At 66.8% G+C, this 14,545-nt stretch carries 11 protein-coding genes; 4 read left to right on the forward strand and 7 right to left on the reverse strand.

Annotation, left to right across the window (positions count from 1 at the left end; translation table 11 throughout):
* Window positions 1–23: 23 nt before the first annotated feature.
* A complete protein-coding gene (locus KBI52_RS11485; protein ID WP_210807564.1) occupies window positions 24–3,800 on the forward strand; it encodes an Ig-like domain-containing protein in 3,777 nt (1,258 codons plus the stop codon).
* 68 nt (window positions 3,801–3,868) lie between these two features.
* On the opposite strand, the gene KBI52_RS11490 is transcribed toward KBI52_RS11485, so the two are convergent.
* From KBI52_RS11490 to KBI52_RS11505, 4 genes are all read right to left on the reverse strand, one after another.
* Window positions 3,869–5,065 (reverse strand): multidrug effflux MFS transporter, encoded by a 1,197-nt coding sequence (locus KBI52_RS11490; RefSeq protein WP_210807566.1) that lies wholly within the window; start codon window positions 5,063–5,065, stop codon window positions 3,869–3,871.
* Window positions 5,066–5,245: 180 nt separating this feature from the next.
* On the reverse strand, window positions 5,246–6,931 hold the full coding sequence (locus KBI52_RS11495; protein ID WP_210807568.1) for a methyl-accepting chemotaxis protein: 1,686 nt from the start codon (window positions 6,929–6,931) through the stop codon (window positions 5,246–5,248).
* Between the two features lie 367 nt (window positions 6,932–7,298).
* Window positions 7,299–8,042 carry a M48 family metallopeptidase gene (locus KBI52_RS11500; RefSeq protein WP_173947068.1) on the reverse strand — a complete coding sequence of 248 codons (744 nt, stop codon included), beginning with the start codon at window positions 8,040–8,042 and terminating at the stop codon, window positions 7,299–7,301.
* 64 nt (window positions 8,043–8,106) lie between these two features.
* Window positions 8,107–9,381, reverse strand: a complete 1,275-nt coding sequence (locus tag KBI52_RS11505) for a polyhydroxyalkanoate depolymerase (RefSeq protein WP_210807570.1) — start codon at window positions 9,379–9,381, stop codon at window positions 8,107–8,109.
* A gap of 230 nt (window positions 9,382–9,611) precedes the next feature.
* Between KBI52_RS11505 and KBI52_RS11510 the strand changes: the two genes are divergently transcribed.
* Both KBI52_RS11510 and KBI52_RS11515 read left to right on the forward strand, forming a co-directional pair.
* Window positions 9,612–10,967 carry an ActS/PrrB/RegB family redox-sensitive histidine kinase gene (locus KBI52_RS11510; RefSeq protein ID WP_173947066.1) on the forward strand — a complete coding sequence of 452 codons (1,356 nt, stop codon included), beginning with the start codon at window positions 9,612–9,614 and terminating at the stop codon, window positions 10,965–10,967.
* Between the two features lie 82 nt (window positions 10,968–11,049).
* A complete protein-coding gene (locus tag KBI52_RS11515) occupies window positions 11,050–11,607 on the forward strand; it encodes an ActR/PrrA/RegA family redox response regulator transcription factor (RefSeq protein WP_173947065.1) in 558 nt (185 codons plus the stop codon).
* A 41-nt stretch (window positions 11,608–11,648) separates the two neighbouring features.
* Here KBI52_RS11515 and KBI52_RS11520 read toward each other — a convergent pair whose 3' ends face one another.
* Both KBI52_RS11520 and KBI52_RS11525 read right to left on the reverse strand, forming a co-directional pair.
* A complete protein-coding gene (locus KBI52_RS11520; RefSeq protein ID WP_210807573.1) occupies window positions 11,649–12,191 on the reverse strand; it encodes a DUF6790 family protein in 543 nt (180 codons plus the stop codon).
* A 120-nt stretch (window positions 12,192–12,311) separates the two neighbouring features.
* Window positions 12,312–12,809 carry an MmcB family DNA repair protein gene (locus KBI52_RS11525; RefSeq protein WP_173947088.1) on the reverse strand — a complete coding sequence of 166 codons (498 nt, stop codon included), beginning with the start codon at window positions 12,807–12,809 and terminating at the stop codon, window positions 12,312–12,314.
* A gap of 141 nt (window positions 12,810–12,950) precedes the next feature.
* Between KBI52_RS11525 and KBI52_RS11530 the strand changes: the two genes are divergently transcribed.
* Window positions 12,951–13,808 (forward strand): GNAT family N-acetyltransferase, encoded by an 858-nt coding sequence (locus KBI52_RS11530; RefSeq protein ID WP_210807575.1) that lies wholly within the window; start codon window positions 12,951–12,953, stop codon window positions 13,806–13,808.
* A gap of 177 nt (window positions 13,809–13,985) precedes the next feature.
* On the opposite strand, the gene KBI52_RS11535 is transcribed toward KBI52_RS11530, so the two are convergent.
* Window positions 13,986–14,540: a hypothetical protein gene (locus KBI52_RS11535; protein WP_173947062.1), complete on the reverse strand. Its 555-nt coding sequence runs from the start codon at window positions 14,538–14,540 to the stop codon at window positions 13,986–13,988.
* Window positions 14,541–14,545 lie beyond the last annotated feature (5 nt).

Here is a 14,545-nt window from a genome sequence, read left to right on the forward strand (position 1 = left end):
ACCATCGACGAGAGGAACGGATCATGACGACATCCATCCAAAGCACCGGGATCCTGCCTGCCGCTCTGGTGCCGGACGCAGCCCCGAGCAACCTGGCGGCCAACTCAGTCATTCAAGGGAATGCCGACGACAACGAGCTCGGCAGCCCGGACACCCCGACATCGGTCACGATCAACGGCGCCGAGGGCTACGATACGCTCTGGGGCGGAATGGCCGGCGACGAGCTCCATGGCGATGTCGACAACGATCTGCTGATCGGCGGAGCCGGGAACGACACCCTCGACGGCGGCATCGACTGGGATACCCTCTCCTACCGGGAGGAGACGGGCGGCGCGGGCATCGTTCTCAATCTGAGCGATTCGGCCTGGACGTATGGGGGCACGACCTACGCGTCGCTCACCGGCAGGGACACGTGGGGCGATCTCGACACCCTGCTGAATTTCGAGGAGGTCTACGGATCGACCGCCGGCGACGTGATCTACGCCGGCAATTCCCTGCAGGGCTGGTACCTCGATGGCAGCGAGGGCGACGATACGCTGACCGGCGGCGGCAACGACGACACGCTCATCGGCGGCGCGGGCAACGACACGCTCGTCAACGGAAGCGTCATCTATGTCGGCACCGATGCCATCAATGCCGATCTCACCGCGGGTCGCGCCAGCGGCCAGGGCCAGGACATCTTGTCCGGGGTGACGTTTCTGATGGGCGGCGAAGGCAACGACACCATCCGCGGCGGTGCGCTCGCCTCCACCATCGACGGCGGCTTCGGCGACGACATCCTCTACACGGGTGGGTCGACCTATATCGACGCGAGCTTGGGCGCCGACACGGTCCATGGAGCCATCGCGTCCACGACGGTCGCGCGCGCGTCAAACGACAGGATCAAGGTCAACGCAAGCACCGTGCTCACCTACGAGGATCTCACGCGCCCGGCCGCGGCGGTCAAGGCTGATCTGGGGAACGGCTGGGTCGACGAATATGACGGCAGCGTCCGGTACGCGACGGACAAGCTGTTCGGAAGCTTGAGAAAGTTCATCGGGTCGAGCGGGAACGACACGATCTTCGGCAGCGCTTCCAACAACACGATCGTCGGAGGCGACGGCAACGATTATATCCTCGGTTTCGGCGGAAATGACTCCCTTGTGGGCGGCGACGGCAACGATACGCTCTCGGGGAGCAACGGCTACCGCGACACGCTCGTCGGTGGACTTGGCAACGATCATTACGTGACCGGCGACAGCGACGACGTGCTCGTCGATGCCGGCGGCATCGACACGATCGAAACCTATCTCTCCAGCTACACGCTCCAGGCCGGTTTCGAAAACCTGATCAATACGGCCTCGAGCGCCGGAACCCTGGTCGGCAACGCGGCCGACAACAAGCTGACCAGCGGCGGCGGAAACGATACGCTCGACGGCGGCGCCGGCAGCGACACCATGACGGGCGGCGCCGGCAACGACGTCTATTACATCCGCGATCTCGGCGATCTGGCCGTCGAGCTCAACGGCACGACGGGCGGCGACGACACGGTCATCATCTCGGTTCGCAACTACGACGGCACCAAGCTCGCCAATATCGAGCACATCCGGTTCGTGGGCGAGGGCAGCATCGCGGGCACCAACACGGCGCCCGTGATCGGCGGGCTTGCCTCCCCGTTGAGCCTGACCATCGCCGACAACGAGACCGTCAGCCCCTTCACGTCCGTCACGATCACGGATTCGGACAGCGCCAGCGTCACGGCCGTCGTGAGCCTGAACAACAGTTACGGCGCGCTGACGAATTTCGGCATCGGCACCTATGATGCCCAGGAGCGGCGCTACACGGTCACCGGCACGGCCGAGCAGGTCCAGAACGCCCTGCGTGGCCTCGTCTACGATCCCTTCGACCGACCGAGCGATTCTGCCGGAAACGGCCTGACGACGACCTTCACCATCACGCTCACCGACGTGGAAGGCGCATCCGCCACCCCCAACGCAAACGTCTCCGTGACGAGCGTGACGGCCAACCGGGCTCCGACGATTTCGTTCATGCCGCAGACCTTCACGATGGCCGACACGGAGAACACGGACCTCGTGGCGCCGTTCACGCTTCTCGCCGTGAACGAACCGAATGCCGGCGACGTGCTGACCGTGAGCATCCGGCTCGACGACGCCGGGAAGGGCGCGCTGGTCCCGGTCCAGGGCGGCGCCTACGATGCCGCCACGGGCACGTTCACGGTCATCGGCTCCCTCGCGCAGGTGCGGGCGGCCGTTACCGCGCTCCTGTTCAATCCGACCGACCGTCCCCTGGCGGAGAGCGGCTCCGTCGAGACGACCACGTTCTCGATCACGGTCACCGATGCACGCGGCGCGACGGCCTCGGCGGCCAGCGTCGCCACGGTGAATTCCGTCGCGATCGGGTATGTCAACCATGCTCCGACCGCGCCGGTTCTGTCGAACGGCGACATCTCCGACAGGCTGACCACGGACCTGACCGTCGGGTCCCTCACGGCGACCGATCAGGACGGCGATGCCCTGACCATCACGTTCGACTGGGCCCAGCCTTATTCGTCGGGCCTCATCAGCGCCGACGGCCGCTTCAAGATCGTCGACGGCACCGTGGTGGTCAACAATCCGTCGCTCGTTCAGGTCGATGGCAACCAGACCTTCACCTACGCTGTCACGGCCACGGACGGGCACGGCGGCACCACCTCGAGCACGATCGCGATCCATGTGGCGGACGTGAACCACGGCCCGACGGCGCCCGTTCTCGCCGGCGGCACGATCTCCGAGACGTCGGCCGCCTACACGGTCGCCGGCACGCTCTCCTCGACCGATGCCGACAACGATCCGATCGCCTACGCCTTCACGAATCCGCTCAGCGGAACGGATGGGCGCGTCAGCGCCGACGGCCGCTTCGAAATCGTGAACGGCACCATTCAGGTCAGGGATCCCGCGCTCATCCAGGTGAACGGCGACACCACCTTCAGCTACGGCATCGTCGCGTCGGACGGCTATGGCGGAAAGGTTTCGAGCGCCATCGCCATCAAGGTGACGGATGCGAACCCGGCTCCTGCCGACATCCTTTTGTCCGGCACCGCGGTCGTCGAACACAGCGCCATCGGCCAGACCATCGGCACCCTGTCGTCGACCCTTCCGGGCCAGGGCCAGCGCACGTACACCCTGCTCAACGACGGTGGCGGTCGCGTGGAGCTGGTCGACAACCAGCTGCGCGTCAAGAACAACACCAAGATCGATTACGAGCAGCTCACCTCCTTCAAGGTCACCGTCTCGGTCACCGACGGATCCGTCAGGAAGGTCAAGGACTTCACGATCAAGATCGTGGACGTCAATCCCGAGACGGTGAACGGGACCGACGGCTCCGACCTGATCAGGGGCGGCAGCGGCGCCGACACGATGTCGGGCGGAGCCGGGAACGACACCTTGAGCGGCGGCGCCGGGAAGGACGTCCTCGTGGGCGGCAAGGGAGCCGACATCTTCCTGTTCGAGCGCAGCACGCCCGGCACGGCCGGCCCGGACCTGATCCAGGACTTCAAGGTCGCAGAGTACGATCGCGTCTATCTGTCCCTGAGCAGCTTCACGGGGTTCAAGTCGTCCGATCTCGGCCGCCTGAAGGCGAGCGACTTCGTCCTGGGCACAAAGGCCCTGGGGAAAGAGGACCGGGTCATCTACGACCAGGCCAAAGGCGAGCTCTATTACGACTCCGATGGTACGGGCGGCGCCGGTCAGATCCACATCGCCACCTTCACCAATGCGGGCACCAAGCCGGCTCTCACTTATGCCAGCTTCTTCATTGTCTGAGAGAGGCTCTCACCCGTAGGAATCCGGGGCGGCTTCCCAGCGGCGGCGCCCCGGCGGCGAAAGGACCATCAGGCGGGCTTGTCCCGACGGGCCCGTCCCGAGGCCAGGAACAGGGCGAGGGCCAGCACGCCCGTGGTGGCGATGGTGGCCGGCAGGGGAAGCGCGGAGGCGTCGAGATTGCGGCCGAGGAGAATGCCCACGACGGCCGCGAAGGTCATCTGGCAGATGCCGAGCAGGGACGAGGCCGCGCCGGCCCGATCCGGAAAGGGCATCAGCGCCGAGGCCATGGATTGCGGCATGGTGAGGCCGACGCCCACCCCATAGATCGCCATGGGGGCGCTGATGCCCAGCGATGACGGCACTCCCGCCAGCACCAGGGCCAGCATGGTGAGGCCGCCGAGCGCGAGGCACGTCACCCCGATCCGGATGGTGCCGTCGAGCCCGTACCGTCCGACGAGATGTTGCGCCAGGGAGGTGCCGGTCATGAAGCCCGCCACCACGAAGGTGAACGAGAACGCGAAGGACAATTCGTCGAGCCCGTAGATTCTCTGCAGCACGAAGGACGAGCCGGAGATGAACGCAAAGAGCCCGCCATAGGTGAGCATGGACAGGCCCACATAGGTCCGGTAACCGGCATGGCCGAGCAGGAGCCTGAAGCCGCGCAGGATCGCCGGAAACGAGATCGGCACATCGGATTTCCGGCGGATGCTTTCGGGCATGCGCCAGAGGATGATGGCCGCGAGCGCGATGCCGCACAGGATCATGGTGCCGAAGGTCACGCGCCAGCCGGTGAAGCGTTCGATGACGCCGCCGAGAACGGGCGCCGCCGCCGGCACCACGCCCATGATCGTGCCCATGCGCGACAGTTCGCGGCCCGCGCGCGGGCCCTCGTAGAAATCGCGCACGATGGCGCGCCCGAGCACGATGGGACCCGAGGCGCCGAGCGCCTGCAGGAAGCGCGCGGCGATCAGGGTCTCGATGTTGGGCGAGAGCGCGCAGATCAGGCTCGCCAGGGTGAAGAGCCCGAGCCCGAAGAGCAGCACGGGCTTGCGTCCGATGCGGTCGGACACCGGCCCGTAGAAGAACTGCCCGGCCGCGAAGCCGAGGAGGAAGGCCGACAGGGTGAGCTGCGTCTGCCCGGTCGTGGCGTGAAGGCCCGCGGCGATCGCGGGGAGCGACGGCAGATACATGTCCGTCGACAGGGGGCCGAGTGCGGTGAGCAGGGCCAGGACGACGGTGAGGGCCAGCGTATCGGGTTTGAGCATGAAACGGTTTCGTCGGTGACAGGCACGCCCGGTTAAGCCCGAATCGGCGTGCCTGTCATCTGATTTGGCGGCCCTGAAGCCTCGGACCCGACAGTGGCGTTGCACTTTTGGGATCCATCGGATGCTTTCGTCTTGAATGAGAGCATCGGTCAGAACGGACCCGAGGGGCCGTCCGGTGCTCTAGGCCGCCCGGACGGTCGCCAGGAAGCCGTTGACCTGATTGCGCAGGTGCTCGGCCTGGCCCACGAGGGCCGAGGAGGATGTCAGCACCTGATGAGCGGCAACCTCGGTTTCCTCGGCCACCTGGGCCACCCGGCCGATATTGGCCGTCACCTCGCCCGTCCCCGCCGAAGCCTGGTTGACCGAGGCGACGATCTCCCGGGTGGCGGCGCCCTGCTGGTCCACCGCCACGGCGATGCTGCTGGACACGTCGCTCATGGCCTGGATGCGCTGGGTGATGCCGCCGATCGCCTCCACGGCCTTGGAGGTCGAGGTCTGGATCGCGGCGATCTGGCTCGAGATGTCGGCCGTGGCCTTCGAGGTCTGGTCGGCGAGCGACTTCACCTCGGTGGCCACCACGGCGAAGCCGCGGCCGGCCTCGCCGGCCCGCGCCGCCTCGATGGTGGCGTTCAATGCCAGCAGGTTGGTCTGGCCCGCGATGGCCGAGATCATGTCGATGACCGCCCCGACCCGGTCGGCGGCGGCGCTCAGCTGCGAGACGATCTCGGTCGTCAGAGTCGCGGCCTGCACGGCCTCGCGCGACATGACGGCCGATTGCTCGACCTGGCGGCTGATCTCTCCCACGGAGGCGCCGAGCTCTTCGGTGGCGCTCGACATGGCGAGCACGTTGGCCGAGGTCTGTTCGGCGGCGGCCGCCACGGCCGTGGAGCGCGAGGACGTGGCCTGGGCGGAATTCGTCAGCTGCTCGGCCGTGGCCTGCATGCGGCTGGCCGCCATGGACACCGACGTGATGATCTCGCCGACCGCGCCGTCGAAGGTCTCGGCGAGTTCGGTCATCATCCGCTTGCGCTGGACCTCGGAGGCTTCGCGGGCCTGGATGGCCTCGAGCTCCAGGGCCTTGTTGCGGACCATGCGGTCCTTGAAGACCTGCACGGTCTCGATCATCTGGCCGATGTCGCGGCTGCGGTTGCCGGCGGGCAGCTCGACCGCGAGGTCGTCGTTGGCCAGACGGCGCATGACCGAGGTCAGGCTGCGCAGGGGCGCCACGATGCTGAGCTTCGTCATCAGCAGGCTGATCAGCACGCCGAGCGCGATGCCGGCGGCCGCGACGCCGATCTGGAGCCGGATGGCGCGATTGGCGCTGTCCTCGGCGGCCGCGCGCATGTCGGCGAGCTTCTTGGCCGTGTAGGTGCTGTAGGCCTTCACCGTGTCGGTGACGCTGCGCTGCGACGCGAGCCCCTTGTCCACCTCGGCGTTCATGACGGCCGCATCGGCGCCCTTGCCGGAGGCCGCCACCGTGATCATGGCCCTGATGACGTCGAAATAGGCGTTCAGGGAGCCCCGCATCTGGTCGAGCAGGACCTTCTCCTGGGAGTCCGCCACGGCCTCGAGCGTCTTGAACCGCCCCAGCATCTCCTTCGTGCGGCGCTCGGCTTCGGTGCCGAAGTCGGAGGCCTTGGTCGGCTGCTGGGCGACCTGGTAGGTCATGCGACTGATGGCGATGATGTCGACGCGCAGGTCCATGGCTTCGCGCGCCGCCTCCTCGCGCAGGCCGACGATCTCCATCGCGTCCTTGAGCCTGGAAGTCTCGCGCCAGCCGACCACGGCGATCACCGCCGCGACGAGGCCCATGAGGGAGACGACCGCAATCACCTTCTGCGGGATCGAGAAATTTTTCAGTGCCATTGGAATCTTGCCCCTGCAGACCGGCCGCGTGTCCGGCTCTCGAGGAAGCGGCCGGATCGACGAAGGTCAGGTCTATTGCCCTAACGGCATGTCTGCGGGGCAGCGGTTAAGAAACCGATAAATTGTCCAATGGAAACAAGGGAGATTGGCAGGGCCGCCGTGGTTGGCCGAGGTACCGGCGGATGGCTACGTTCGAGCCCGCTGCGTTGTGACGTTCATGGCCGGCCTCGTGCCGGCTATCCGAACACGGAAAGGCGCGGCGCTCCAGACGATCGGGATCACCGGGACAAGCCCGGTGATGACGTCGAGGGTGTCCGTCCCTCAGCTCCATCCCGGTCGCAGCCGGCGACCGGACGACCTGCTGCCCTCACCCGATCCGGTGCAGGGCGCTGCCATAGGTCTTGAGCCATTCCTCCGCCTCGTCCGTGCGCGGGCAGAGCTGATGCGTGAGCTTCCAGAACCGGCTGGAATGGTTGAGCTCGCGCAGGTGCGCCACCTCGTGGGCGGCCAGGTAGTCGAGCACGAAGGGCGGAGCCATGATCAGCCGCCAGGAGAAGTTGAGCGCTCCGTTGGCCGAGCAGGAGCCCCAGCGGCTCTTGGTGTCGCGCACGGTGATGCGCTTGGCCGGCTGCCCGAGCTGGGCCGTATGCTTCTTCACGGCGGCGGCGAAGTCCTTCCTGGCCTCAGCCTCGAGAAAGTCCCGCACCCGCCGGGCCACATGGGCGGCCTCGCAGGCGACCGCGATGACGGGCTCGCCGGTGGCGCTTCGGGCCGCCTGGGTCACCCCGCGTATCGCCGACCAGTGAACGATCCGATGGGGAACACCGCGAAAAGGCACGAGGGCGCCCGGCTCGAAGAGCACCCGCTCCGGCACCTTGGCGAGCCGCGTGGCGATCCACTGGCTGTGGCTGTCGGCGAATTTCTGGGCGAGCCCCACATCCGTGCGCTCGGGGATGCTGAGCACGACCTCGCCGGTCGCGTTGGAGACGCGCAGCGTGATCCGCTTGGCGGTCGGACGGCGTTTGAGGGCCACCTTGAAGGTCTGGCCCTCGTGGACGACTTTGAGATGGGGCGGGTCCGCAGGAACGCGGCGGAACAGGGCGGATTTCATGTCCGCAATCTGCCCTGTCAGGCTGATTCTGTCAGCGCAGCCGTTTGCCGCTCCTAAGAACGTATCAAGAACGGACTGATGCCCTTGACGGCTTCGTCCGGGCTGGTTCTCGGCTGTGATTCTCAATGAATTCAACGATTCGAGGAGCGATCTGAGCCCTGAAACGAGAACCGTTGAAGACGCCATAGTGACCGACCCCGGCCTGGAGGTGATAGAGCTTCTTGTCGGAGGGAAGGTTGGGGGTCAAGTCCAGGGCCGCGAGCGTCTGGCCCACGCCCGAGATGTCGTCCCGCTCGCCCTCGACCGCCATGATGGCGCAGCGCCGGATGGCCATGAGGTCCACCGGCTGGCCCCGGTGCATCATCTCGCCCTTGGGCAGGTCGTGGTTCACGAACACCGTCTCGACCGTCTGCAGGTAGAATTCGGCGGTCAGGTCCATGACGGCGAGGTACTCGTCATAGAAGTCCCGGTGCTTCTCGGCCGAATCGCCGTCGCCCTCCACGAGATGGTTGAACATCTCGTAATGGGCCGTGAGATGCCGGTCGATGTTCATGGCCATGAAGCCGGACAGCTGCAGGAAGCCCGGGTAGACGTCGCGCCAGAAGCCCGGATGGGACGGGGGCACCTTGGTGATGCAGTGCTGGCGGAACCAGTCGATGCCGCGCTCCTCGGCCAGCCGGTTCACGGCGGTGGGCGAGCGGCGGGTGTCGATGGGCCCGCCCATGAGGATCATGGCCCGCGGGACGAGGGGATCGTTCTCGGCCTCGAGGCGGGCGACCGCCGCGATGACGGGCACGGCCGGCTGGCACACGGCCATCACGCTCAAGTTCGGGCCGAGGTCCCGGAACATGGTCTTGAGATAGTCGATGTAATCGTCGAGATCGAACCGGCCCTCGGCCAGGGGCACCATGCTGGCGTCGGCCCAGTCGGTGATCATCACCTGGTGGGTCGGCAGGAAGGTTTCGACCGTGCCGCGCAGCAGCGTGGCGTAGTGGCCCGACATGGGCGCCACGATCAGGAGTTTCGGCTGGTCCTCGGCCCGGTCGTGATCCCGCTCGAAGGAGATGACGCGGCAGAAGGGGTGTTCCCAGACGATCCGTTCGGTGACCGCCACCTCCTCGTTGCCGATCACCGTGGTGGGCAGGTCGAAGGCGGGCTTCCCGTAGCGCCGGGTGGTGCGCTCGAACAATTCGCAGGCTGCCGAAACGGTCCGGCCGTAGGGCGTGTTCGTGAGGGGATTGTCGGGGTTCTCGAAAAAGTGCTTGGTGATATCGGAAGCTGCGCGAGCCGGACTCAAAAGCCAATGCGCGGTATCGTACCATACATAGGAAAAATTCATCTAAGTGTCCCCAAAGGCCGGGTGCCTGGTTCTCGCATCATGCGGTAGGCTTTATCCTCAACCGTAATTTTAAGATTAAAGTTCCTTCAGATTCTTGCAACAGACTAGCTCTGCCTCTGCGAAAACGAACTACATACTTTGGTTTCAGACCACTGCCGAAGTCCTCGATAGGAAAATAGGCCAAAGGCGGATGCTTGGCGAACGATCAGGGGACCCTATTCTGTTCGGAGATGTCCAAGATCGACCAGAAGAGCCTGACCCATCACGCCCGGCACCTGCGCCTCGACACCCTCGTTCGCCTGCGCTGGCTCGCCATCGCGGGTCAGGCGGCCGCCGTCGCCGGGGTCCGGTTCGGGCTCGGCTTCCCCCTGCCCTTCGCCCTCTGCTTCCTGGTCATCAGCGCGTCGGTCTGGGTCAACCTGCTCCTGCGGATCCAGTACCCGGCGAGCCACCGGCTCAGCGACAACATCGCCACGGCGCTCCTCGCCTTCGACATCCTGCAGCTGGCGGGGCTTCTCTATCTGACGGGCGGGCTCGAGAATCCCTTCGCCATGCTGTTCCTGGCGCCCGTGCTCATCTCGGCCACGGCCCTGACCCCGGAGCGGACCCTGGGGCTCGGCCTTCTCGCCATCGGCTGCGCGACGCTTCTGGTGCTCGCCCACAAGCCCCTGCCCTGGTCTCCCGCACAGAGCTTCACGCTTCCCTTCCTCTATGTCACGGGGATCTGGGCGGCGATCGTGCTCGGCACGGCCTTCACGGGCATCTATGCCTGGCGCGTCGCCGAGGAGGCCCGGCAGCTCGCCCAGGCGCTCGCCGCCACGGAGCTTGTCCTCGCCCGCGAGCAGCACCTGTCCCAGCTCGACGGCCTCGCGGCCGCGGCGGCCCACGAGCTCGGCACCCCGCTGGCCACCATCGCCCTGGTGACCAAGGAGCTGAGCCATGCCATGCCCAAGGACGGCCCGGTGGGCGAGGACCTGCGGCTCCTGCAGGAGCAGGTGGAGCGCTGCCGCACCATCCTGACCAAGCTCACCTCCATGGGTCAGGAGGAGGAATCGGAATTTCTGGAGACCATCTCCCTGAGCCATCTGGTGGAGGAGATCGTCGAGCCGCAGCGCGCCGTCGGCTTCGACGTGCAGGTCGAGACGCGGGGCGAAGGGCCGGAGCCCATGGGACGGCGGAATCCCGGGGTCGTCTACGGCCTGTCCAACATTCTCGACAACGCCACGGACTTCGCGGAAAGCCGGGTGACGATCGAGGCGTTCTGGTCCCCTCACGAGGTTTTCATCGAGATCCGGGATGACGGCCCGGGTTACGCTCCCGATATCCTGCTCAGGGTGGGCGAGCCCTACGTGACCACCCGCAGCGCCGCCGAGCGGACGGAGGACAGCGAGGAGGGCGGTGGCCTGGGGCTCGGCCTGTTCATCGCCAAGACCCTCATCGAGCGCTCGGGGGCGGAACTGACCCTGACGAACACCGCGCCGCCGGCCTCCGGGGCCATCGCACGGATCGTTTGGCCCCGTCATGCGTTTGAACGAGGTGCGGCAATTTCGCCGCAGGGAGAGTCCACGCTGTCCCTCAAAGGTTAGGGGAAGAATTCCCATATGAGAGAGGAGCCGGACAGGCTCGCTCATGAGGGAGTTTCAGCCCACCATGCAAGGAGATGTTCTGATGGCCGATGCGCCTGCCGCGTTCGAAGATCGCGCCGACAAGAGCCTCTTGATCGTCGACGACGACCGGCCATTCTCGACCCGTCTCGCCCGCGCCATGGAAGGCCGCGGCTATCAGGTTCGCGTGGCCGAAAGCGTGACGGACGGCCTCGCGGCGATCGAAAATGAACCGCCGGCCTTCGCGGTGATCGACATGCGCCTGGGCGACGGCAACGGGCTCGACGTGATCGAGCGCCTGAAGAGCCGCCGCCCCGACGCGCGCGGCGTGATCCTCACCGGTTACGGCAATATCGCGACGGCCGTCACGGCGGTGAAGATGGGCGCCTTCGACTATCTGGCGAAGCCCGCCGATGCGGACGAGATCCACGCCGCGCTCATGGCCCAGCCGGGCGAACGCGCCCTGCCGCCGGAAAACCCCATGTCGGCCGACCGGGTGCGCTGGGAGCACATCCAGCGCGTCTACGAGCTCTGCGGCCGCAACGTCTCGGAAACCGCGCGCCGCCTCAACATGCACCGCCGAACCCTGCAGCGGATCCTCGCCAAGCGCGCGCCCCGCTGAGTCACGGAGCGTGAGGCCCTCGACACCTTTTGTGCCGGTGTTCAGCGCGAGAACGCGCCTGACGGCTCCCGCGCGACGGGGCGCGGATCCTCACGGTACCGCATCCGGAGCAGAACGAGCCCGAAGGCCGGCAGCAGAACGTCCGTGTAGAAGATCACGCCCGCATTGCCGGGCGCGAAGTTGTGCGCCTCCACCATCTGCTGCACGTGGCCGGCCGCCGCCCCCCACAGGAAGCAGGCCGGACCCACGAGGGCGGCGAGGCGCAGGCCGCTCCCTCCCTTGAACGCCATGAATCCCACGACGGAGAAGCCGAGGCTGGCAAAGCCCACCTCCTTCTGGAACGGACTGGCCTGCCAGCCGATGAAGGCGGCCGCCATCTCCGAGAAGAAGACGTGCATGACGAAATTGTAGAGGAAGCTCACGCCGAGCGAGAAGAACAGGAACCAGGACAGGAGCGCCTCGACCACCATCGCGCGGGTCAAGGGACGCGGGCCGCGCAGCAGGGCGATGAGCGATGCGGCCAGCCCCACGGCGAAGAGCGTCAGGGTGAAGTTGCTGAGCAGAAACCGGATGGCCTGTTCCATGATCGCCCCCACGACCGGAGGATCCGGTCACGGGCGGGACTGTGACGCTCGGCGACCGGGCATGCAACCGCTCTCAAAACGGACTTGCACAGGAAACGCGTGAAGCGAACGCGGGGCGGGTCAGAGACGCCCGTCCGCGACCCGGTCCGGATCGGCCAGGGCATGGAGCAACGAGGCGGCCGAATGGGCGAAGCGCAGGGTCACGGCCTTGCGGCGGGCGCCGGCGAGCGGATGGTGCGACGCCGCCCGGACGATCGCCGCCCCGAAGCTGTCGGCGACGATCAGCCCACGGTCCTCCGGCAGGATGTCGAAGGGCACGGTTTCCGGCACGGCGAAATAGAACCGGTCGCAGAAATCCTCGTAGTCGGGCCATTTCCGGTCGGCCCGGAAATCGGCCACGCTCGACTTGATTTCGACGATCGTGAGCGCGCCGTCGGGCGCGAGCGCGATGAGATCGGCGCGCCGGCCGTTGGCGAGGGTGAATTCCGGCAGGCTCACGTGGCCGAGCTGCGCGAACAGGCGGCGCACGCCGCGCTGGACTCCGAGAGCGATGGTGGATTGGCGTCCGTCCGTGGGCAGAACGATGGGACGGGAAACAAGGGCGGGCGAATCGGACATGGGGCCCAGGGTACGCCCTCGCGGCCGGCCTGCAACGGCCCCGTTGTCGCGCTTGCGAGGGATCTTGCGAGGGATCTCAACGACAGCCCTCGTGTCGGGTAGACTGAAGCCCTCTCGCACCCGCCAACGACGAGGCCGGACATGACACGCGACGACCCGGACGATTGGACGATCCGCGTGATGACGCGCCAGGACCTGGATCTGGCGATCGAGTGGGCGGCCGCCGAGGGCTGGAATCCGGGGCTCGGGGACGCGGAATGCTTTCACGCGGCTGACCCAGGGGGATTTCTGGTCGGCTGTCTCGGCACCGAGCCGGTCGCGTCCGTCTCGGTGGTCCGCTACGGCGGCGCGTTCGGCTTTCTCGGCCTCTATATCGTCCGGCCCGACCAGCGCGGACGGGGGTTCGGCTATCGCCTGTGGCAGGCCGGCATGGAATCTCTCGGAGACCGCATCGTGGGCCTCGACGGGGTCGTGGCCCAGCAGGACAATTACCGGCGGTCCGGCTTCGCCCTGGCTCACCGCAACATCCGCTTCGGGGGCGTCCCGCTTTTGGAGGCGCCCCGGGCCGCAGGCCTGCAGCCGGTGACCTTCGAGATCGTCGCTTCCGTCCTCGCCTACGACCAGCCGTTCTTTCCCGCGCCGCGCGAAACCTTTCTGGGCTGCTGGCTCAGGCCGGATGCGCGCAAGGCCGTCGCTCTCGTGAGGGACGGAGGCGTCGCGGGTTACGGCGTCATCCGGGCCTGTCGCAACGGCTTCAAGATCGGCCCCCTCTTTGCCAATGGCGAGCATGAGGCCGACCTGCTGTTTCAGGCGCTCGCATCGGAAGCGAAGGGCGATGCGGTGTTCCTCGACCTGCCGGAGCCGAACCCGGCCGCCCTTCGGCTCGCCACGCGCCATGGCCTGTCGCCCGTGTTCGAGACGGCCCGGATGTATCGCGGCGAAACCCCGGACCTGCCCCTGTCGCGCATCTTCGGCATCTCCACGTTCGAATTGGGGTGACGGGCCGGGTTCATCGAGGAACGGACCGAGACTTGTCTCCGTCGTCATCACCGGCCTTGGGCCGGTGATCCCGATTGCTTGAAGCGTTGAGCCTTTCCGGGTCGGGATGGCCGGGACAAGCCCGGCCATGACCGTGGCGGTGTTCATCCCAATGCAAATCGCAGCGCCCCCCAACCCCTAGTGCAGCATCAGGTGATGGGGCGACAGGTTCTCCAGCATGTCGCGCAAGTCGTCCATGTGCGGATTGATGGCGAGCGCGATCTGGAACGCCGCCCGGGCCTCGTTGAGATGCCCGTTGCGCAGGCAGATGTTGCCGAAGCCCGCGATGGCGCCGAAGTGGCGCGGCTCGAGCCGCAGGGTCTGGGCGATGTCGAGCAGGCTGTCGGCGTCGCGCTTCTCGATGGAGGCGAGCGTCGCCCGCTTGTTCCAGGCCTCCGCCCAGCCCGGATGCTGGGCGACCAGATGGTCGAGCAGGGGCCGGGCGGTCTTGAGCGACCCCGACCCCATGGCCTCGATGGCGGCCATCATGGTCTCCTCGGCGAGACGGTCCTCGTGGGATCCCCACAGGGCCCAGATCTGATCCTCGATGTCCTCGACCGGACGGGCCGGCTCCGGCAGGGCCAGCTCCTTGAACAGCCCCGTCAGGCGGCGCGGCAGGTCCGGGCTCGGGGTGCGGGTCGGAACCTCGAGGACGAGCTGGAACACCGGATCGAGCGGCAGGAGGGACGTCATGGACA

This window comes from Microvirga sp. HBU67558, from assembly GCF_018069605.1.
Classification (GTDB): domain Bacteria; phylum Pseudomonadota; class Alphaproteobacteria; order Rhizobiales; family Beijerinckiaceae; genus Microvirga; species Microvirga terrae.